This is a genomic window from Streptomyces malaysiense (assembly GCF_000980885.2).
In the GTDB taxonomy this organism is placed as follows: domain Bacteria; phylum Actinomycetota; class Actinomycetes; order Streptomycetales; family Streptomycetaceae; genus Streptomyces; species Streptomyces malaysiense.
The window spans coordinates 374,005-393,948 of the sequence record NZ_LBDA02000012.1 but is presented as its reverse complement, the minus strand read 5'-3'; the positions used below and the strand labels follow the sequence as shown (position 1 = coordinate 393,948).

General features: G+C 69.1%; 16 protein-coding genes and 4 pseudogenes. 10 read left to right on the top strand and 10 right to left on the bottom strand.

Annotated features, from left to right (window positions below; all coding sequences use genetic code 11):
- The 6 genes and pseudogenes from VT52_RS35370 to VT52_RS07450 form a co-directional block, all read right to left on the bottom strand.
- On the bottom strand, positions 1 to 568 hold a 568-nt coding region (locus tag VT52_RS35370; protein WP_143070846.1), incomplete at its 3' end, for a helix-turn-helix domain-containing protein.
- Positions 569 to 629: 61 nt separating this feature from the next.
- Positions 630 to 1,235: pseudogene (locus tag VT52_RS37495) on the bottom strand (IS3 family transposase); the annotation flags it as partial.
- A gap of 5 nt (positions 1,236 to 1,240) precedes the next feature.
- Positions 1,241 to 1,567 (bottom strand): transposase, encoded by a 327-nt coding sequence (locus VT52_RS07465; protein WP_046421848.1) that lies wholly within the window; start codon positions 1,565 to 1,567, stop codon positions 1,241 to 1,243.
- A 28-nt stretch (positions 1,568 to 1,595) separates the two neighbouring features.
- Complete coding sequence (locus tag VT52_RS07460) at positions 1,596 to 1,817, bottom strand: hypothetical protein (protein ID WP_240509671.1); 222 nt, start codon at positions 1,815 to 1,817, stop codon at positions 1,596 to 1,598.
- A gap of 114 nt (positions 1,818 to 1,931) precedes the next feature.
- The gene (locus tag VT52_RS07455) at positions 1,932 to 2,510 is read right to left on the bottom strand and encodes a hypothetical protein (RefSeq protein ID WP_046421847.1); all 579 of its coding nucleotides are present in this window, start codon (positions 2,508 to 2,510) and stop codon (positions 1,932 to 1,934) included.
- A 540-nt stretch (positions 2,511 to 3,050) separates the two neighbouring features.
- The gene (locus VT52_RS07450; RefSeq protein ID WP_046421846.1) at positions 3,051 to 3,722 is read right to left on the bottom strand and encodes a helix-turn-helix domain-containing protein; all 672 of its coding nucleotides are present in this window, start codon (positions 3,720 to 3,722) and stop codon (positions 3,051 to 3,053) included.
- Positions 3,723 to 3,790: 68 nt separating this feature from the next.
- On the opposite strand from VT52_RS07450, the gene VT52_RS07445 reads away from it, so the two are divergent.
- The 3 genes and pseudogenes from VT52_RS07445 to VT52_RS36775 form a co-directional block, all read left to right on the top strand.
- Entirely contained in the window at positions 3,791 to 4,633 is an 843-nt protein-coding gene (locus VT52_RS07445; RefSeq protein WP_046421877.1) for an oxidoreductase, read from the top strand.
- A gap of 31 nt (positions 4,634 to 4,664) precedes the next feature.
- Positions 4,665 to 4,970: pseudogene (locus VT52_RS35365) on the top strand (helix-turn-helix domain-containing protein); the annotation flags it as partial.
- A gap of 42 nt (positions 4,971 to 5,012) precedes the next feature.
- Positions 5,013 to 5,163 (top strand): annotated as a pseudogene (locus tag VT52_RS36775) (IS481 family transposase); the annotation flags it as partial.
- A gap of 328 nt (positions 5,164 to 5,491) precedes the next feature.
- On the opposite strand, the gene VT52_RS07435 reads toward VT52_RS36775, so the two are convergent.
- Positions 5,492 to 6,415 (bottom strand): NADP-dependent oxidoreductase, encoded by a 924-nt coding sequence (locus VT52_RS07435; RefSeq protein WP_046421843.1) that lies wholly within the window; start codon positions 6,413 to 6,415, stop codon positions 5,492 to 5,494.
- Between the two features lie 149 nt (positions 6,416 to 6,564).
- Here VT52_RS07435 and VT52_RS07430 point away from each other — a divergent pair, with 149 nt between their 5' ends.
- Positions 6,565 to 7,704 (top strand): GlxA family transcriptional regulator, encoded by a 1,140-nt coding sequence (locus VT52_RS07430; protein ID WP_079174895.1) that lies wholly within the window; start codon positions 6,565 to 6,567, stop codon positions 7,702 to 7,704.
- 1,645 nt (positions 7,705 to 9,349) lie between these two features.
- Here VT52_RS07430 and VT52_RS35360 read toward each other — a convergent pair.
- Positions 9,350 to 10,050: pseudogene (locus VT52_RS35360) on the bottom strand (transposase family protein); the annotation flags it as partial.
- 1,773 nt (positions 10,051 to 11,823) lie between these two features.
- On the opposite strand from VT52_RS35360, the gene VT52_RS07420 reads away from it, so the two are divergent.
- Together VT52_RS07420 and VT52_RS07415 are read left to right on the top strand one after the other, a co-directional pair.
- Entirely contained in the window at positions 11,824 to 12,780 is a 957-nt protein-coding gene (locus tag VT52_RS07420; protein ID WP_338059181.1) for a cytochrome P450, read from the top strand.
- 46 nt (positions 12,781 to 12,826) lie between these two features.
- Positions 12,827 to 13,588, top strand: a complete 762-nt coding sequence (locus VT52_RS07415) for an enoyl-CoA hydratase/isomerase family protein (RefSeq protein ID WP_046421839.1) — start codon at positions 12,827 to 12,829, stop codon at positions 13,586 to 13,588.
- Positions 13,589 to 13,702: 114 nt separating this feature from the next.
- On the opposite strand, the gene VT52_RS07410 is transcribed toward VT52_RS07415, so the two are convergent.
- Entirely contained in the window at positions 13,703 to 14,365 is a 663-nt protein-coding gene (locus VT52_RS07410) for a DUF4097 family beta strand repeat-containing protein (RefSeq protein WP_046421875.1), read from the bottom strand.
- Between the two features lie 224 nt (positions 14,366 to 14,589).
- Between VT52_RS07410 and VT52_RS07405 the strand changes: the two genes are divergently transcribed.
- Both VT52_RS07405 and VT52_RS37850 read left to right on the top strand, forming a co-directional pair.
- Positions 14,590 to 15,402, top strand: coding sequence for a helix-turn-helix domain-containing protein (locus VT52_RS07405; RefSeq protein WP_046421873.1), 813 nt, complete (start codon positions 14,590 to 14,592; stop codon positions 15,400 to 15,402).
- A gap of 64 nt (positions 15,403 to 15,466) precedes the next feature.
- On the top strand, positions 15,467 to 15,637 hold the full coding sequence (locus tag VT52_RS37850; RefSeq protein WP_167377661.1) for a hypothetical protein: 171 nt from the start codon (positions 15,467 to 15,469) through the stop codon (positions 15,635 to 15,637).
- A 354-nt stretch (positions 15,638 to 15,991) separates the two neighbouring features.
- On the opposite strand, the gene VT52_RS38645 is transcribed toward VT52_RS37850, so the two are convergent.
- Positions 15,992 to 16,207, bottom strand: coding sequence for an MBL fold metallo-hydrolase (locus VT52_RS38645; protein ID WP_046421838.1), 216 nt, complete (start codon positions 16,205 to 16,207; stop codon positions 15,992 to 15,994).
- Positions 16,208 to 16,508: 301 nt separating this feature from the next.
- Here VT52_RS38645 and VT52_RS07395 point away from each other — a divergent pair, with 301 nt between their 5' ends.
- Entirely contained in the window at positions 16,509 to 17,960 is a 1,452-nt protein-coding gene (locus VT52_RS07395; protein WP_046421837.1) for an MFS transporter, read from the top strand.
- Between the two features lie 717 nt (positions 17,961 to 18,677).
- Positions 18,678 to 19,892 (top strand): cytochrome P450, encoded by a 1,215-nt coding sequence (locus VT52_RS07390; protein ID WP_046421835.1) that lies wholly within the window; start codon positions 18,678 to 18,680, stop codon positions 19,890 to 19,892.
- Positions 19,893 to 19,944: the final 52 nt, after the last annotated feature.

Sequence of the window (19,944 nt, the reverse complement as noted above, 5' to 3'; positions counted from 1 at the left end):
GCGGCTTGTTCCGCCCCGTCCACGCGCCCGTCGCCGGTCCTGCAATCGCCGTTCCGCATGGCGCGCTGATCTGTCCGGACAGCCGCTCCTGAACGTAGGCGTGCAACCGCGGATTGGCGACCAGCTTCGACGTCTTCGGGCGGCGTGCAGCCATGACCGATTTCCATTGCGCGACCGACGCTCGGTAATCGCGTTTCCCGCCCCTGGTGGCCGCGTTGCGTCGCAACTCCCGGGAAATCGTCCCCGGATCGCGGCGGACTTGCCGAGCGATTTCGCGCACGCCCTTGCCCTGGGCATTGAGGAGCGCGATCTCCTCCCGCTCAGAGAACGACAGGTACCTGCCCGAAGGCGGCTTCGGATCGAACGGTCGCATGCCGCCACACTGTCGATACCAGCGGTTCGCCACCGCCGGCGCCACGCCGACAACCCCGGCCGCTTCCTCGGCGAGAAGACCCTTGGCGATTTCGTCCCAGAACGCCGTTTCGATATGACGCTGGAATTTCGGATGCCCAGGGGACCGCAACTTCGGGCGCACCGCCCGATCGGCCGCTTGCTGACAACGCACCATCCAACACCTCGCTGGTCACGAGGTGTTGCGACGACCAGTTGAATCCGCCCTGCGACCCGGCGTCCGAATGATGTATCAACTCGCCCGGCTGGATGGGATGTTGGTCACGGTCGCGCTGCCAGATCGCCATCTCCAGGGCGTCCAGTACGAACACCGTCTCCTTCACCGCGGCGGCCGACCAGCCCACGATCCGGCGCGAGAAGGTGTCCACGACGAACGCGACGTAGACGACGCCGGCGAAGGTCTTCACGTGCGTGAAATCGGCTAACCAGCAGCGGTTCGGGGCGCCGCCGACGAAGTCGCGGTCGACCAGGTCCGGGGCCCGCTCGGCCTGTCCGCCGGGGATCGTGGTGATGACGCGTTTGCCGCGCACTGCGCCCTGGATGCCGAGCTCGCGCATCAGGCGCTCGACGGTGCAGCGGGCCGCCGCGTGTCCCTGCCGGTTCAGCTCGCGCCAGATCTTCCGGGCCCCGTAGACACGGTAGTTGGACGTGTAGACCTCCTTGATCTTCTCCTTGAGCTCCTCGTCGCGCACGGAACGGGCAGAGGGAGTTTCGAGGCGTTTCTTGTGGGCGTAGTACGTGGAAGGGGCGATCCCGCAGTCGTGTGCGGTGAGCGTCCTGCAGATCGGCTCGACGCCGCCGAAGCGGTCCCGGTGCTCGTCGATGAACGTTACGAGCGCGTATGTGGCCGGTCGAGCTCGGCCGCGAAGAAACCCGCGGCGGCCTTCAGGATCTCGTTCGCCCGCTTCAGCTCGGCGTTCTCCTTCTTCAACGCCTTGAGCTGGGCGGACTCCTCCGTCGTCGTCCCTGGACGCTGCCCCGCGTCGATCTCGTACTGCTTAACCCAGTTCCGCAGCGTCTCGCGGGAACCGATGTCGAGCTTGTCCGCCACCGCCTGCAGGGCGGCCGTCTCGTTCGGGTAGTCGTCGCGCACCTCGGCGACCACGCGCACCGCGCGACGGCGCAGCTCAAGCGGATAACGGGAGGGTCGTGCCATGACTCGATCCTTTCACGGAATCGAGTCTCTACCTGACACGGGGCGGTTCACTCCGCACTGGTTCCGCCACCGCGGCCGGCGGCTCGGCCAGTACCTCGGTCACCGTTGCACGGGCATCCACCAGACGCTGAAGCGCGCGTTCCGCCTCGCCGAGCGCGGCCTGCACCCGCTCGGCCTCCTCCTGCAACCGTGCGACCTCTTCCCGCACCTTCTTCTCCCGAGCCTCCAGCAGACCGAGCACCGACGGCACCAGCCACCTCCACAAGCGACACGAGCGAACCGTCCGCATCTCTCCCGCCGTCAGCCGCAGTTCATGCCCACCCAGCCCGAACCAAGCGATCGCGTTCGGAAAGCGGATGGCGTCTTACGGCTCCGATCGCCGCGGGGGGCCGTACTTGCGAAGCTTTTTCGCGTCCATCTCCTGGTCCGAGCGCCGCCGCATCCCGGCGTAGAACAGCGTCGCGGCGGTGGCGGCGAACAGGCCGCCGGTGGCCGATAGGTTGACGGGTTTGAAACTGCGGTCGTCCGTGGCCTCGGCCCACGGCTCGAGGACGCCGAGCGGATCCTTGTACAGGATGATGTGCTGCCCCGGCTTGAACTGACCGTGGCAGTTCTGCTGTTCGGACAGGTCCTGGACCTTGCCCGAGGTGTCCACCACGCGGCAGACGTTGCGCTCGTTGTTCCTCCTGGCGTTCTCGTACTTCGCGGTGTCGGCGACCAAGGCGTCGGCCTTCTCGCCGTACAGCTTGACGTAGGTCTCGTACAGGGTGGGCCCCGCGAAGAGCCCGAGCGCGAACGTGGTGACAGCCGCGAGGGTCGCTGCCCCCGCGCGGTTCCACGCGCCTCCGGCCACGATGGGGGCGGTGAACCCTGCGATGACCACGATGGCGATTCCGATCCAGTGCCAGGGGAACTGGGCGAGGACCGCGCCCACCACGGCCACCAACGGAACCGTGAACGCCCACAGCAGGGAGTTCAGCGCGCGTGGTGGTGCGGGGGGCGGAGTGGGGCTCGGGTCCGCGGCTCCGTGTGCGGCCCCGGCACTGCCTGCTGTCCCGGACGTTCCCACACTGATCCCCTTGTCCCGGCTGGCGGTTGCTGTGCGGGGCTAGCTTATGAGAGGGCGACTCGGCGCCTGATCGGCACTACCCGCAACCAGCTGGCACACCCCGCAGAAACAGCACTCTGCGGGCACGTGACCTGTGCGAAGCCCTCGAGCTCGGCCTTCTGCCGAAAAAACATCGAAGGCGTCCGTTCCAAGTCCAAGCGTCTCGTCGCCCGCCGTATCCTCCACGAGCTCGAACCCGGATTGTTCGCCCAGACCCGGCCGTAGGACATCCGGTGCCTCCGCGATCAGCGAACCTCACCCAACGTAAGTTGCGAAAGCCAGATCAACTCCCGTATCGCCCCCTAAATCCTTCGGGGCTTGACATGGTGGTTGACTTGCGACATCTGCGCCTGGGGCGCTGACGAGGGGCGATCACTATTTTTTGCGAGGTATGCCCAGTTCGCCTGCCCGTAGCCCGGCCTGGAATCGGGAGTCGGCCTCGAGTTTGGCCATCAGGTCGGCCACGCGCCGCCGGTAGGTGCGAAGCGAGATGCCGAGGCGTTTGGCAGCCGATGCGTCGGTGAGTCCGGATGCGAGTGTTTGGAGGATCAAGCGTCCGTCTGCGTCGAGGTGTGGGGCGTTGCTGTGCAGGTAGGTGTTGAGATCGGTGGCGGTGTCCCAGATCGCCTGGAACAGCGAGTGGACGCCGTCGACCAGGGGCTGTGACGTCGTGACGGTGTATTCGCGGCCGGTGGGGGTGTGCCGGCCGGCGAGGATCATCACGCGCCGGTCGATGAGGATGGTCTCGTGCGGCATCGGCGAGCTGCTGATCCGGACGGCAGCGCCCTTGCGCTGCACCATCCGCAGGTGCGCGCGGTCCTCCTCGTCGGCGAGGGCGACCGGGCTGAGCAGCTTGCGGGAGGTGAAGCCGGTCGAGTCCGTGGCTCGCATCCGGTTGCGGATCGCTGCCCTGGCCTGCGGTTGCGACCAGGTCCTGAGGTCCCGGGCGCCGCACAGAAACTCGGCCTGCGCAGACTCGAAGAGGTGCCCGGCGCGTGTGATCAGCTCTGCGTCCCCTCGGACGGAGAACACCTGTTCTTTCCGCATTGCTCCAGTCTGGCAGCAAGCTGCCACGCGTTCGCGGGGCGTGGCCGGGGGCGGACAGCATGGGCCTCATGACGATCAAGACTTTCTCCCTCGGCGGGGATCTGACCATCAATCGCCTCGGCTTCGGTGCGATGCGCCTGGCGATGGGGACCTTCGACGGCCCGGTGCGAGCGCCGGAGACCGGCATCAGGGTGCTCCGGCGCGCCGTGGAGCTTGGTGTGAACCACATCGACACGGCCGGCTTCTACGGCCGCGGGCCGGTGCAGGCCAATGAGCTGATCCGTAGGGCATTGACGCCGTACCGGAACGGCCTGGTGATCGCGACGAAGGTCGGCCCGCTGCGTGGTCCGAAGGGTCTGCCGAGTGAACAAGCGACACCTGAGCAGTTGCGCGGCCTGGTGGAGGCGGATCTGCGCTCTCTCGGGCTGGACCGGCTCGACCTGGTCTATCTGCGCGTCGGCGGGATGGGCGGACCGGGTGGCAAGTCGATCGCCGAACGGTTCCAGGTGCTCGCCGAACTCCGCGCTCAGGGGCTGATCCGGCATCTGGGTGTCAGCAACGTCGACGCCGCCCAGTTCGCCGAGGCGAAGGCGATCGCGCCCGTCGCGGCGGTGCAGAACCGTCACACTGGTGACATGGCGCTGCTGACCGCATGTCAGGAAACGGGTATCGCCTACGTGCCGTACTTCCCGCTCGGCGGCGGTGGAGAGCCGCCCCACACGGAGCGGCTCCGCAAGGTCGCAGCGCGCCTCGGCGCGACCATCGCACAGGCGGCGATCGCCTCGCTGCTGGCGATGTCCCCGTCGGTGCTAGCGATTCCAGGCACCGGATCACCCGATCACCTGGAGGAGAATCTCGCCGCCGCCGATCTCAGCCTCACCGAGCAGGACTTGGCCGACCTCCGGCGCTGACGGGCTGATTCCGAGGGCCGACCTTCCCGCCATGCCCATGACCACTGCCGGCCCGATATTCCCGACCGCAGCCGAGCGCAAGAGACTGCAGACGATGGCCTTCGGCCTCAAGACCGAGTACCGGCTGCGGGTACGGGCCCAGGTGGTACTGCACGCGGCGCGCGGGCGGTCCAACGCACGCATCGCCCGCGAGACCGGGCTGCACATAGACACCGTGCGGACCTGGCGCGGCCGGTTCGCCCACGGCGGGCTGTCGGCCCTGGCAGACCGCAAGCGCAGCGGGCGCCCCGCCCGCTTCACTCCCGTGCAGGTCGCCGAGGCCAAGGCCCCGGTCTGCCAGCTCCCGGCCGAGACCGGCGTACCCCTGGCCCGCTGGTCGTGCCCGGAACTGGCCGCCGAACCGACCGGGCCACCGGCCACGTGGTCCGCCGCTACGAACGCGACCGGCCCGGCGAACTGGTCCACGTCGACATCAAGAAGCTGGACAACAGTCCCGACGGCGGCGGTCCACAAGGCCCACGACAGAGCCCAGAGCAGCCGGAACAGCTCCGCACAGCGCGACCCCGCACGGCCCCGCATCCGTCACGGCCGCTCCAACCTCGGCCACAGCTACCTGCACACCGCCGACGACGACCACTCCCGCTCGCCTACAGCGACATCCATGCGGACGAGTTGGGTGTGCCGGTTGAGGCGGCCTCGTCCTTGTGTGTGGGGACGGTACGGGAGAGGGCCGCTGACACCGGTCAGATCGGGCACGGGGGTGGAGTCGTGTGCCGCGCGGGTCCCGGTGGTCGCCGGGCGCCGGGGTGGAGAACTGTGGCCTCTGGCACCGGAGCGAAGGCTGATCAGGTGTGGGGCTCAGGCGACCGTCAGTACGATCTTGCCGGTGGTGCGGCCCTGTTCGCCGATCTCGTGCGCCTTCGCGGCCTCGGCCAGTGGCAGGACGGTATCGACCACGGGCTTGAGGGCACCCTGCTCCACGAGGGCGGTGATCTCACGCAGGCCCAAGTGGTCGGGTTCGACCAGGAGCCATTGCGCCCGCACTCCGTCCTGGGCTGCGGGGACGTCGTCCGGGCCCGGCAGGGTGATCAGCCGGCCGCCGGGCCGCAGAACCTTCAGGGACCGCTCGGCTGTTTCTCCGCCGAGTCCGTCCAGTACCACGTCGATGTCGCTCACGGCGTCCTCGAACCGCACGGTGCGGTAGTCGATCACCTCGTCCGCGCCGAGCCGGCGTACCAGGTCGTGCTTGGCGGCGCTGGCCGTGCCGGTGACGTGCGCGCCGCGGGCCTTGGCGATCTGTACGGCGAGGTGGCCGACTCCGCCGGCGGCCGCGTGCACCAGCACCCGCTCGCCGGGGCGCAGACCGGCGGTGTCGACGAGGGCCTGCCAGGCGGTGAGCGCCGCGAGTGGCAGGGCGGCCGCCTCCACGTGGGTCAGGGTCGTCGGCTTGGGGGCGAGATGCCGGGCCGGTGCGACCACGTACTCGGCGTAGGCGCCGGCCTGGCGGGGGAACGACGGCATTCCGAAGACCTCGTCACCGGGGCGGAACATGCCCACACCGGGGCCGACGGCCTCGATGGTGCCGGACACGTCCCATCCGACCGCCGGTACCGGGCCCCACTCGATGAGGGCCCCGGTCGCACGTGTCTTCCAGTCCACCGGGTTGACCCCGGCCGCGTGTACCCGGACCAGGACCTCGTTGAGTCCCGGTTCCGGGCGGCGGGTCTCGCGCTCGACCAGGTTCCCGGCCCCGCCCCACTGCTCCACGACCACCGTGCGCATCGTCTTTCCTCGCCCTTCGCCGTTGTCCACTGTTGTTCGCCTCGATTCCGGTTCGCGCCGGACGGTTGTCGGCGCGACGCAGTCCAGGATGGGCCGGCGTGATCCGTCACGGTGTTGGCCGTACGGCCACTATGTGACAGGATCTGGCCATGGGTGGCACGCGGTGGGCGGTGACGGAGAGCGGGCCCGGACGCGCGGACGGCGTTCCGCGGCGGCACCGGATCGCCGTGCTGGCGCTGCCGGGAGTCCCGCCGTTCGAGCTCGGTATCCCCTCGCGTGTCTTCGGCAGCGTGCAGGACGCCGGGGGCCGCCCGCTGTACGAGGTCACCGTCTGCACGGCCGACGGTGCACCCGTGCCCAGTGACGCCGGCTTCACGGTCCAGCCCGCGGCCGGACCCGAGGCCCTGGCGGCGGCGGACACCGTGATCGTCCCGCCCACGCACGCCATGCCCGAACTGAGCCGTGGCGGACCACTGCCCGCCGAGGTCGCCGCGGCCATCGCCGGTATCCGGCCCGATACCCGGCTGGTGTCCATCTGCACCGGGTCCTACGTCCTCGCCGCGGCCGGGCTGCTCGACGGCCGTCCGGCCACCACCCACTGGAACCTCGCCCCGGAGTTCCGCCGGGTCTACCCCGAGGTCAAGCTCGACGAGGAGGTCCTCTTCGTCGACGACGGCGACGTGCTGACCTCCGCGGGAGTTGCCGCGGGTGTCGATCTGTGCCTGCACATGGTCCGCCGTGACCACGGGGCCGCCGCCGCGAACCGGGCCGCCCGCATGTGTGTGGTGCCGCCCTGGCGGGACGGCGGGCAGGCCCAGTACATCGACCGTCCGGTCCCCGAACCCACCGTCGCGAGCACCACCGCGACCCGTGCCTGGGCCCTGGAGCACCTCGGCGAGCCGCTCACCCTGGCCCGGCTCGCCGAGCATGCCCGGATGAGTCTGCGTTCCTTCACCCGCAGGTTCCGCGACGAGGTCGGCAAGACCCCGGTGCAGTGGCTCACCGCACAGCGTCTGGAGCTCGCCAAGCAGTTGCTGGAGACGACCGATCTGCCGATCGACCTGGTCGCGTACCGGGCCGGGTTCGGCACGGCGAACTCGCTGCGCGCGCACATGAGAACGGCTTTCGGGGTGTCGCCGGCCGCCTACCGCCGTGCCTTCGGCGGGCACGAGCCGTCGTCCGCCGGCCGGCTCCGCGCCGACGCGCATCCCGGGTCCGGGACGGCTGCCGGAGCGAATGCCCGCTCCCCCGCGCGGAAGGCGGGCGCGCAGGGCTCGCTCAGCGCCTGACGACCCGGGCGTTCAGCGCCTGACGATGTCGGCGGCGGCCGTCGGCCGGCAGTCGGGCGGCGGGCGGCGGCCTTGAAGCGACCGGGCGGGCGGCGACATCACCCGCCCGGGACGGCGGTCCCTGCCGCGGCGGCCCGGCTCGGGTCAGGGCGGCTCGGGTCGGGTCGGATCTTCGCCTTCGGTGAGTTCGGCCCGCTCAGGATCCGGGACCGCCGCGGACTCAGGCCGGGCTGCGGGCGCGGGCCTCGGGCACGGGCGGCGAAAAAGCACCCCGCCCGGTTGCCTGCCACGGATCACCGCGCCCAGGGCGGGGCGTGTGCCGCTTTTGTGGCTGCTACTTGGCCGGCCACGACATGCTGCAGGGCGTCCACCGCGGGAGGCAAAGTGCCGCGAACACGCTTGCCGCACCGGAAGCGTTCCGTGCGACCGGGCCGACGGCGCGCTCGTGCACGTGATCCCGGACCACGGGTCCGCGCACAAGGCCGTGGGCATCCGCCGCCGGGCAAAGATGAAGGTCGTCTTGTGCCTCGTGCCTCCTACCGATCTGCGCCTCGGGGGCGTACTCGGTCGAAGCCTGCTACGGATCGCTTCGGCGGTTCGCCACCGCCGGCTCCAGCCATTCCGACCGCACCGTGCAGAGCCGGGCCCTATGCGCGTCTGTCTGTGGTGACGCCATGCCTATTACGATGTCCGGCACCTTGGCGTGCCGGCCGGGCAGCGTCGGGAACGTGCCCGCATACGCAGCGCGGAAGGCATACGCCGTGGTGTACACGCCGGTTCATCGGCTGTGGCCTGGCCAGATCGCTCCGGACGCTCGGAACATCAGCGCAGCGTGCAGTCCGGTGAATCTCTCACAGAGTTCCCGCGTGGCGATCGGGTCGATCTCCATCTGCGCACGGCACACGTCGTCGCCGCCGGGAACCAGCCGCACCACGAAGACGAAACCGTCCCCAGCGGGCTCCGCTGTCAACGTCAGCGGATTTGTTCCGGCCGGGAGTCACCACCGCCGAGAAACGTGCACCCGACGGAGTCCGCGAGCGAGAGAGCATGCGGGCCGCGACGGCCACGACCTCGGCGGCACGGAGATCCGCGGTGAAGTCAACTGCCGGCCACACGCAGCAATCTGCGCCGACCTGACAGATGTCGCCGCCGGTGCGAGCCAGTTCCAGCCACACATCACCACTGGCGAGGCGTATCCGCGGCTCTTCCCTGCCTGCCCTCCGACATCCGTGCCTGGGTTCAAGTTCCCATGGGGGCGGATCTCCGCCGCCGGGAAGTCGTCGCGTGCCGTCCAACGTCCCGGCAACCCGGTGAGCCTTCCCGGTCAGAGCACCGGGTCTGAGCAAAGCGGCCGGGTCCGAGATCCTCCCCGCAATCGAGACCGGCGTCCCGGAGAGCGTCGTCCCCTCCCCCGCTCCCGGCGCGGAGGAGCAGCATGACAGCGAAGGCACGGAAGGGGAAAGCGCCAAGGAGCGGTGCGGCGGGGCAGGCGGGCGGCGTTCCCGCAGACCGCGTTCCCGGAGCACGCTGCGGCGTACAGCATGCGGACGGCCTGCGTACGGTCATGAGACGTCCCGCCAGGAGAAGGCCGCCTGCCGGCCGCGCCCCGGACAACGCGGCCGCGAACCTCAACTGCTGCCGGTGACCGCCGAGGGCGGTCACGGGATCTGCGGAAGATCTGCCAGGACTTCAGACGTGCTATGGCGCGTCCGACGGGCGCTCGGGCCTGAGCAAGGGCGCGGTTGACGGTGCGCTGGGCGGAGGTGAGCTCCCCGCCCGGCGGCCGATTGAGGAGGGGAGATGACCCAGGCGCCGGTGCCGGTGCAGGCGCGGTCGGCGAGGACCGGGATGCCCTGGCGTTCGCAGATTCGGATGATCCGGTGGATGCGGGGCGCGGTCAGGTCGTGGGTGCGGCCTGGCAGGGCGGGCGAGGTCCACGGCAGGTTCCCGTCCGGGTCGGTGGCGGCCTGCACGTTCACACCGTGCCGGCGATGCTTGGCCGAGTAATCGGCACGGCTGTCACCGACGCGGTCGCACTCGACGAGGGGCCCGCCGAGCAGGACGAGATCGGGTTCGGGATCTCGCAGGATCTTCGGCAGGCCCGGGGCCCGGTCGGCCGGCAAGCCGGTGACGGCGGTGACGTAGGCGTCAGCTGTGCCGACGGATATCCCGAAACCGGCCGCGACTCGCGAGGCTGTCGTGACGGCGCAGGTACACGAGAGGGACAAGCGTACGCCGGTGCGGCGGGAATCTGCGCCGCCGGTCACCCTCGCGCGTGACGATGAGCATCGTGGCCCACTCGACCAGGGCGTGTGGGGTGTCGAGTGCGGCGGGATACGGAGCCAACAGGGCTGCTGCGCCGACGGATTGAGACGTCGAACACCTCCCTCGACGGCACGGGGCCCCGTCCGTTGTGCGCCCGCTCCCCGCCCTCACACCGCCCCGCCAACCGGTCAGCGGCCTCGCTGAAAACGCTCACTGGCCACGCCGAAAAAGCTCCGCGTCCGAGCGCGTGACCCGGAGGGCGCCACCGACGCTGTGCGTGGCCGGGGGCGGCAGCATCCCGTTCCGCGGGGCTTCGTCGCCGCACGTGCCTTGGGAGACCCGCCTCCGGGCTCGAGGTCACCGCCAGCGTGGCGGAGTCGTGGTTCTGATGGCCTGTCAGGGGCATGGTGCTGAGCACAGACCCCCGGATCCGAGGCCGGTTGCTCACCGGGGCGATCGGCGTGCCGTCGACGTCGGACAGGACGCGCTTCATACGGACGGACCCCCCGGGTTCCCCGGCCTCCCAGGCTCTCCGGCCGCGCGTCGCCCTTGCCGGGCGGCGGGCAGGCCGCCGCGGGACATCTGCCGGACCGCCGACACCAGCAAAGCTCCGTAAGGACGCGTCCTGACACGCCACACGCTTTTAGGGACCAACTCCTGGTTTATCCACCGCCGGAGAGAAGAAGTCATATACCGACGTCGCCAACAGGAGGATCCATGCAATGCAATCCAGGCTCCCTGCATCCACTTCGCCCCTTTCAGCTGGAGATAGTGCACCATCGAGAAAATATTCCCCGTATACGAGACTTGTCCGATCTGCGAATTTTACTTCCCTCCCGACAGCTTCACTACCGAGGGTGAGGGTTACCATACGTCGAGTTTCCTACGTGACACCGAAACCGACCCGGAAGTCATGTCCCACTATTCGATCAGCAGATGCGGAGCGAAATCCAGGATCCTCGGCCGAGGAAATCAGTGCGCAGCTCACTGCGCCGGCAAGAGCCGAGCAGTGGCCGCACCGCCGCAGGCCGGTGGGAAATGGTGAACGAGATGACAGAGCCGGATCGGGTGAGGCGGAGGCAGCGGTTGCGTGCCATGGAGGGCATCCGGAAAGCCTTTGGTTCCGGGCGGGGCGGGAGTTCAGGAGGAGGGGTTCGACGGGGCTTCGCTCGCGGGCAGCGGGCTTTCCGCATCGCCGGTCCGCGGGCAGGTCCCGTTCGGCCCCTGACGCGATCGTCGGTCATCCCGAAAGCCTTGAGACCCGATCGCCCACTCGTGATTTCGCATCCGAACCGGCCCCTCTCACGTCCGGGGCCGCAGGCCGGGTGAAGGTTTCCCGAAGGGCACCCCCGGCCGTCCGCAGTGGATGACCAATCCCCCCTCCCCCGGCACGTCGAGAGACGGACGCCTCGCATTCCGCCGGCTTCCATGGCCACGCATCGGTGCCAGGCCGAACGCCGGGCCGTGATGCCTGTCGGGAGGATTCCAGCGGAGCGCGAAATAAATCTCACAGAACCGACAGGTCATGAACACATTCTCACGAGAGAGCCTCATATAGTGGAGTCAACGCTTTCCCTCCCGAACACCAGCCGGCACATAATTGTCCCGCTGTTCTCTCGCCTGCGCACCAGCCGAGGACAGTCAAATCCCCTGGCCTCCTATCAGGAGCTCAGGAAACTGGGCGAAGTATTTCCGGCGCCCTGGGGAGGCTATCTGGTGACTTCCCACCGGCTCTGCCACCAAGTCCTGCGTGACAGATCATGGCGGGTTCCGGATCTGCACTGGCGTCTCAGCCAGGATGACTCCGCACGCTGGAGTTCTCCCGCTTCACGCCAGATGGCCGCCTCTCTTCCGATGCTGAACCCTCCCGATCATACGATGACGCGGAAATCGCTCGGGAATATTTTCGACCGTCATTCACTGGCCAGGCTGCGGCCATTCATAGAGAAAACGGCGGATCGGCTCACGGACCGGTTCCGCGAGGAAGCCCGTCAGGGACCGGCGGAATTCTGCTCGATCGTCGCCGATGAACTCCCCGTCATGACCATCGGGCATTGGATGGGACTTCCCGAAGCGGATCACGGACTGCTGCGCACGCTGACCCACGACCAGGTCCACACACAGGAACTCTTCCCCTCCCGAAGCCAACTGGCTCTTTCCGACGCCGCCACGGCCCGGCTCCGCCAGTACTTCACCGAAGCCGTCCAGGAACGCCGGAAAAATCCAGGGGAAGACCCGATCTCTTCCTGGCTCCGGGCCTGGGACAGCACCGAGCCTGATCGTGCCCGAGCCGACGCCGCCGTCCACTCCCTCGCACTGTTCATGATTCTCGCGGCTCTGGAGACGACCTCGCACGTGCTGTCCGCGAGCGTACGCCTGCTGGCCGGCCACCCCCACACATGGGAATGGCTGCGCCGGCACCCTGAGGACGTCCCCCGCGCGGTCGAGGAGACACTCCGATACGATGCCCCGATCCACATGATCAGCCGGGTGGCATCGAAAGACTCCGAAGTCGGTGGCGTACTCGTACGCGAAGGAGAAATGGTCCAGCTCATGACGGGCGCGGCCCACCACGATCCGGAGCACTACACCGACCCCCATGTTTTCGACATCCACCGGACCCAGGCCCATCTCAGCTTCGGCGGAGGCATCCACTACTGCCTGGGAAACGCCCTCGCCCGGCTGGAAGCGACCGCTCTCCTCAACTCGCTCCTGAAACAGGACGCACGGCCGCGTATCAGCACTCCCCCCCGATGGGAACCGCGCATCGCCTTCCGCCGCATGACATCACTGCAGCTGACCCTCGACTGAAGAACGATCATCTCGACGCGCAGAGCCTGAAGAAAGCAGCGGAAACATCAACAGCTACAAGACGCTCCTCGTCACCCTCGAATCCTCCGTCCTCACCGTTCAGCTGAACATCCCCGAAACCGACAACGCCATATCAGGGCAAGTTCTCGACGACCTCCTCGACGTCCTGTTCCACGCAGAGGCCGATCCAGGTATCCGCGTGCTCGTACTGGCCGGTGCCGGGAACGACTTCAGCGTGGGGGGAGACCGCACCGAGTTCTCCACGCTCCTCGCGGAGGATCCCACGGGCGAAGCGCTCAGCGCGCTCCTGACCAAGGCGGAACGCCTCTGCGACGCCCTCAGGGGAACCGAGCTGGTGACCATCGCACGGCTCCACGGACAAGTGATCGGAGCCGGCCTGGGACTCGCCGTACTCTGCGACCTCAGAGTAGGAGCGGACAACTGCCGCTTCCGCATGCCGGAATTGGGGCTCGGTGTCCCACCCGCGTGGGGCGGAATCCTCCCCCGCCTCCTGCGCGAAGGAGGACAACCCCGCATCCGCGAACTCCTCCTGACCTGCGCCGCCTTCGACGCGCCGACGGCGAAAGAGCTGTCCCTGCTGAACAAAGTCGTACCCCAGGACCGACTCGACCCCACCATCAAAGAATGGACCAAACCCCTCACCCGGCGCTCACCACTGGCGCTGCGTATGACCAAGAAGGCGTTGAACTCCTACGCCAACACCGCCCAGCTCGCCATCGGGTCCCCATTCGACACGGCGCTTCTGACGGCGGTGCTGTCCACCCGGGAGTTGACGCGCCGGCCTTGAACACACGCCCCGACCCCCCACACCCCGAAACGCCCCCGCCGACACACCGACCTCACCCCCGAAAACCAGCGCCACAGCAACCGCCGACCCGACTGGTGCCCTGGGCGTGGCTGTTCAGAGGCTGTGGGCGGTGATGTCGCCGTGGGAGGTGGTGGCGCGGATGTCGAGTCGGGGCGTGCCGTCGTTCCGGAGGGTGTTGTCGATGCGGCCGTGGGCGGTGCCGGCGTCCAGGGCCGCGGAGGTGCCGGGAGCGGCGCCGACCGTGATGTCGCCGGACTGGGTGCGCAGGACGACGGTGCCGTGGGTGGCTTCGGTGATCTGGATGTCGCCTCGTGTGGTGTCGATCTTCGCGGGTCCGCCCAGACGGCCGACTTCGATGTCGCCGTCGATGGCGGTGAGGTGCAGACTCGCGGTCTCGTCCAGCTTGATCCGGCGGTAGGCGCCGTCGAAGGTGACGTCGCCCAGGCGGCCGACGGTGCGCAGTTCGGCACCGGCGCTCCTGGCATCGACACGGGAGCCGGCGGGCAGCTTGACCGTCACCTCGATGGCCCCGGTGGGGCCGAGGTGCTGGTTCCCCGCCGGGGTGTCGATACGCAGGACACCACCGGTGTACTCGACGGTGGTGCGCTCCGCCGCCTTCACGTCGCGGGCCTTGGACACCTGGGCGGGGAGGACCTCGACCGTGGTGTCGGCCCGGTCGGCGGCGATGAACTGTACGCGTCCTGCGGGGACGGTGAGGACGGCGGTGATCGGGGCGGGGGTGTCGAACTTCTGCATCATGATCTCCGGCTTCTCTTCAGGTTTCCGACATGAGAAACGCTATGTTGCGTTTACCAGTCAGGCAATGCACTTGTTGCGCCTCACGTGAGAATGCGCAGCTCAAGGCTGGGATATCGTTGCGTCGATCTGACAGGTAATGCAACGAACACCAGGGCACTCGTTGCAATGAGTCAAGAGTGAACGCTATGCTGGCGGTTCCGTCGAGCACGAAGGAGACCGCGATGCCGGGAGGCAGGCTCACCCAGCCCGAACGCCAGCAGATCGCACTGGGCCTCGCCGACGGCCTCGCCTACGCGGAGATCGCCCGGCGGCTCGAGCGCCCCACCTCGACCGTCACCCGCGAGGTCATGCGCAACGGCGGGCCCACCGCATACCGCGCCGACCTGGCCCACCGCGCCACCGAACGCCGCGCCCAGCGTCGCCGACAGCCCGCGCCCCGAGGGCCGCGGACACCGCAGCAGGCCTACGGGCGCGACGCCGGGGCGGTACGCGAGTACGAAGAGACGCTCACCACCGTCTTCATGCAGTCGGGCACCCCCAGGATGATGGCCCGGGTGATGGCCTGCCTGTGCGTCAGCGACGCGGGCACCCTCACCGCCTCCGAACTCGTCCAGCGCCTCCAGGTCAGCCCGGCGTCCGTCTCCAAGGCCATCGCCTTCCTGGAGAGCCAGGACCTCGTCCGCCGCGAGCGCGACGAACGCCGCCGCGAGCGCTACTCCATCGACGACGACGTCTGGTACCAGTCCATGATCGCCAGCGCCCGCGCCACCGCCCAGGTCGCCCGGACCGCGCGCCAGGGCATCGGCATCCTCGTCCCCGGCACCCCGGCCGCGAACCGCCTGGAAAACATCAGCCGTTTCCTCGACTTCGTCTCCGAGAACCTCACCCGCGCCGCGGACCAGGCCCGCGAAGTGCTCCACACCAAACCCGGCACCGTCTCGGACGAACTCGGCCGGCCACGTCCCGAGCACGGACGGCCCCGCGAACCGGCCGCTCCTCTCCTCCAGCACGGCCCGCACCCCCAGGACGACTAGACGAGTGGTTCCGATGCCGGATGGGCGAAGAGGGGTTGTCCGACCTGCACGCTACGTTGAGCGCGTGACCTGCGCAGAGAGCAAGAGCCTGCGCATCGGGCCGGCATGTGCGTACTTCCGCACCGGGTCGCTCGCGGCCGGCGCCCGGTTCACACCGGCTGGTCCGTCGGCCGTGCAGACGGACCGGGTCACCATCGACACCCTCGCCGGCTCCCTGAGGACCTGTACCCCATGACGAGGCCGAGGCGCGGATCGCGGCCGCGTTCGCAGGCGGCAGCCGGCAGCCGGCAGCCGCCTGGTGAACGATGCCGAGGCGCCGTCGAACCGGGTACACCCCGAGGGCGACGAAGCACGCATCGGCGTGGCAGGCCCGCCCGGACCCGCCACCGACCGCTCGTGAACGCTGCCCGGAGAGGCCGTTTCGCCGGCCGAGGACAGCGATGCCCTTGAAGGTGCGTCCACCATGCTGTTCCAGGTCCGACTGACTGCCCCTTCGGTGCGTCGTTGACCGTCCTCGAACTCCTTGAAGGCGACGCCTTTGTCCGTGATGACGAGCGGCCCGGGGGGAGTACCGGCGGGGGCGCGTCGCTCAGTCCGCGGGCACGCACCAGGCGTCGAGGTCGGCGCGGTGATCGGGGTGCCCGTGGCTGATCAGAACGGCGTCGACGCTGCCGCGGTCGGGCAGGCGTGGCAGCGTGGCGTGTCCGGGGTCGATGCGCAGGCGGAATCCCGCGTGCTCGACAAGGTAGCCGCTGCATGCCTGGACGCGGTGAGTCAGGCAGGCACCGCATCCGCCGAGAACCACGAACGGGGGTACCGACGGACCTTCAGCGGTTCTCGTACCGGGAGTTACTGGTGGCCGATGGCCGGTAGCCGGTAGCCGGTAGCCGTGGTGACGGGTAACGAGGGTGCCCGGTAGATGAGTTGTGGTGTTCGTCATGGTGGCCTTCGCCGTCTGACGGGGTGTCATCGTTCGTGCCGGGGATGTCTGACGTGCTGGAAGAGGTACGCGTCACAGCGCGCTGGTGGACGTTGCCCTGTGCGTTCGTTCGTTGCTAGCTTCACTGCGCAAGTGAGTTGGAATTCCAAACTGAGATGGGACGAACATGAGCCTCCCTGACGGCCGGACCGCCGACACCCTCAGTCCCCCGGAGGAACGACCGCGGCTCGGGGTGGTCTTCACGGTGATCGCCGCCGGGGTGGCGATGGCCAACCTGGACGTGTTCATCGTCAATGTGGCGCTGCCGGACATCGGGCGCCAGTTCTCGGGGACGTCACTGGCGTCCCTGTCGTGGGTGCTGAACGCGTACGCGGTGGTGTTCGCGGCGCTGCTGGTGCCGGCGGGCAATTTCGCGGACCGGGTCAATCCTCGGGTCGCCTATCTGTCCGGCATCGTGCTCTTCACGCTCTCTTCGACGCTGTGCGCGCTGTCGCCGGGGATCTGGTTCCTGGTCGGGGCGCGGGTGCTGCAGGCGGTCGGTGCGGCGATGCTGATCCCCTCCTCGCTGGGTCTGCTGCTGGCGACCGCCCCGCCGGAGAAGCGTCTCGCGTCGGTGCGCGGGTGGACGGCGATCAGCGGTGTGGCCAGTGCCCTGGGTCCGGTGCTGGGCGGGCTGCTGACCGATCTGAGCTGGCACTGGGTCTTCCTGGTGAACGTGCCGATCGGTGTGGCCGCGCTGCTGGGCGGCCTGCGGGTGCTGCCGCGCGTGCCGTCGCGGGACCTGCCGCGGGCGGACGTGCTCGGTGCCGTCGTGCTGACCGTGGCCATCGCCCTGGTCGCGCTCGGCCTGGTCAAGGGTGACGACTGGGGCTGGGCGTCGGAGAGGTTCATCGGCGCCCTGGTGGTCGGAGTGCTGCTGCTGGTCTGGTTCACGGTGCGCTCCGCCCGTCACGCCTCGCCGGTACTGCCGCTGCCGCTGTTCAGGTTCCGCGGTTTCAGTCCGTCCTCGTTCTCCAACGTCCTGTTCGCCGTCGCCTTCGCGGCCATGCTGCTGTCGACCGTGCTGTGGTGCCAGGACGTGTGGCACTGGTCGGCGGTGCGGACCGGGCTCGCGATCTTCCCCGGGACCCTGCTGCCGCCCGCGCTGGCCATGAGCATCGGGCCGGTCATCCATCGCTTCGGCTCCAGCGTGGTCGCCTTCACCGGGTGCGTCGTCTTCGGCGCGGGCATCGCCTGGTGGCTCACGTTCCTCGAGCCGGACGCCGGGTACGCGGGTGGGATGCTGCCCGGCATGCTGCTCACCGGCATCGGCGTCGGCCTGACCCTGCCCACGCTGATCAGCGCCGGTGTCTCCGGTCTGCCGCCGCAGAGCTTCTCCACCGGTTCCGGCGTCATCACCATGGCCCGCCAGGCCGGCACCGTCCTCGGCATCTCGCTCCTGGTCGCCACCATGGGCGCTTCCACCGCCCACCAGGTGCACTCCTTCGACCGGGGCTGGGAGATGACTTTGGGGGCCACCGCGGCCGCCGCGATCGCCTGCTTCTTCGTCGGCAGCGTCGGCAAGACCCCCCGCGCGGCCGAGTCCGCCGAGCCCGCCCAGGCGGCCGACGGGGCGTGAGCGGCGGCCGTCACGGCCCACGCCCACGGGGTGGGGGCGGTGACGGCGAGTGAGGGCGGCAAACCCCGGCCGCTCCGAGCCGGCCAGGCGGCCCGTGTCCGACGGCCGGTCAGATCCATGGATCTGACCGGCCGTCAGCCTTTTCCGGAACCGCAGTATCGAATTCCGTTTTCGCGCGGGGTGTTCGGTCCATGGAGGGCGCGGGGATTCACGACCGTGGCATCCGTTCGAAACGTGGAGACATGGCGTACGCCACACAATGCCGGAGCGGGTCGATGACAACGGTGTCTCGGCTTCCACGGATACGGACCGCCTTATTCCGTAGGAGTGTTCACGGCCCCACGAAGCGACTTCATGCCCTCGATACACATTCCCGGCGGACGCGACCTTACCGGCGCGTAACTCTTGCGTATCCGCTGATCGTAGGGATTGCCCGGGGGCGACGAAGATTGTTATTGTCGCTCGAACAATCGAGTTGGACATTCCAACTCGACCGAGTACGACGAGTACAGAGAGCCCTTTGAGTTCGGGCTCTGCACCATTGCACCGCGAACCACGTGCCCGGCCGGATCACCTGCCTCGGACACGCTGATGCACCGCGTACCACCGGAATTTTCCGAACTCGCCCTGTACCGCGCAAGAACACCCCCGTACCGCACGCACCGCATGCCCGGCTGCCGTCGAATACCCGGAGTGAGAGTGAGTCCCACCGAAACCATGGCAGATCCGATCGACGTGATGGGCCGTCTGCTGTCCTTCGAGGGCAAGCAGGACCCCTACCCGCTGTACGAGCAGATGCGTGCCCACGGACCGGTCGTCGACGTGGGCGGAGCCCACCTCTTCGTCACCGGCCACGCCGAATGCGCGCGGGCACTGCGCGAGGTGGACCTGCTGTCGACCGACGCCGCCGTCCAGGACGGCAAGCTGCCCGGCTGGCGCGAACACGCCTCCTGGTCGTGGCTGACGAAGAACATGCTGTTCTCCAACGACCCGGACCACGAGCGCTACCGACGCTTCTTCTCCAGCGCCTTCTCCGCGCGCAGCGTGGAGGCCTGGCGGCCCTTGGTGGAACGCCGGGCCGCGAACACCGTCGAGCGCGTCGCCCGCCTCGCCGCGGGCGGGGAACCGGTCGACCTGGTCGCGGAGTTCTCCTTCCCGATGGCCGTCGGGGTCATCGGGGAACTGCTCGGCATCCCCGACGAGGACCACGACGCGTTCCGCGCGGACGTCGGCGACATCACGCTGACCCTGGAACCCATCCGCGACATGGGCCAGCTGAGCGCCGGGGACGCGGCGATGGAACGCCTCGCCGTCTACTTCGGCGACCTGGTCGCCCGCCGGCGCGCCCGGCCCGCAGCCGACCTGACCAGCGCCTTCGTCGCGGCCCGCGACGAAGGCGGGGAACTGAGCGAGACCGAACTGGTCGCCAACCTCATGCTGCTGCTGGTCGCCGCCACCGAGGCACCGCAGGACCTGCTCAGCAACATGGTCCGCCTCGCCGTCGAGCACCCCGCCGAAGCCGAACGGCTGCGCACCGACGCACAGTTCGCGGCGGGCTTCACCGACGAGACACTGCGTTTCGAGCCGGCGGCCCAGATCCTGAACCGCGTCGCCTCACGCGACCTGGACTTCTTCGGCGTGAAGGTCGCCAAGGGCGTACCGCTGACCCTGCTCATCGCCGCCGGCAACCGCGACCCGCGCCGCTTCACCGATCCGGGCGTCTTCGACCCCGCCCGCACCGACAACAGCCCGCTCACCTTCAGCGGCGGCGCCCACTTCTGCCTGGGCGCGGCGCTGGCCCGGATGTCCGCGGAGACGGTCGTACCGCTGCTGCTGCGGCGGCTGCCCGGACTGCGGCTCGCCGGTGAGGCGACGTTCCGCGACCAGATCGTCCAGCGCGGCCACGGCCGGCTGCCGGTCACGGCCGGCTGAGCGGCGCGCCATCCGGGGCCGCCGCGGCGGCCCCTCTGCGGGCGTCCCCCGG

Excerpts from the sequence above, each read along its gene's own strand:
- VT52_RS07465 (WP_046421848.1), bottom strand. The coding sequence starts at position 1,567 with ATGGCACGACCCTCCCGTTATCCGCTTGAGCTGCGCCGTCGCGCGGTG.
- VT52_RS07450 (WP_046421846.1), bottom strand. The coding sequence starts at position 3,722 with ATGCGGAAAGAACAGGTGTTCTCCGTCCGAGGGGACGCAGAGCTGATC.
- VT52_RS07445 (WP_046421877.1), top strand. The coding sequence starts at position 3,791 with ATGACGATCAAGACTTTCTCCCTCGGCGGGGATCTGACCATCAATCGC.
- VT52_RS07435 (WP_046421843.1), bottom strand. The coding sequence starts at position 6,415 with ATGCGCACGGTGGTCGTGGAGCAGTGGGGCGGGGCCGGGAACCTGGTC.
- VT52_RS07430 (WP_079174895.1), top strand. The coding sequence starts at position 6,565 with ATGGGTGGCACGCGGTGGGCGGTGACGGAGAGCGGGCCCGGACGCGCG.
- VT52_RS07420 (WP_338059181.1), top strand. The coding sequence starts at position 11,824 with ATGCTGAACCCTCCCGATCATACGATGACGCGGAAATCGCTCGGGAAT.
- VT52_RS07410 (WP_046421875.1), bottom strand. The coding sequence starts at position 14,365 with ATGCAGAAGTTCGACACCCCCGCCCCGATCACCGCCGTCCTCACCGTC.
- VT52_RS07405 (WP_046421873.1), top strand. The coding sequence starts at position 14,590 with ATGCCGGGAGGCAGGCTCACCCAGCCCGAACGCCAGCAGATCGCACTG.
- VT52_RS07395 (WP_046421837.1), top strand. The coding sequence starts at position 16,509 with ATGAGCCTCCCTGACGGCCGGACCGCCGACACCCTCAGTCCCCCGGAG.
- VT52_RS07390 (WP_046421835.1), top strand. The coding sequence starts at position 18,678 with ATGGCAGATCCGATCGACGTGATGGGCCGTCTGCTGTCCTTCGAGGGC.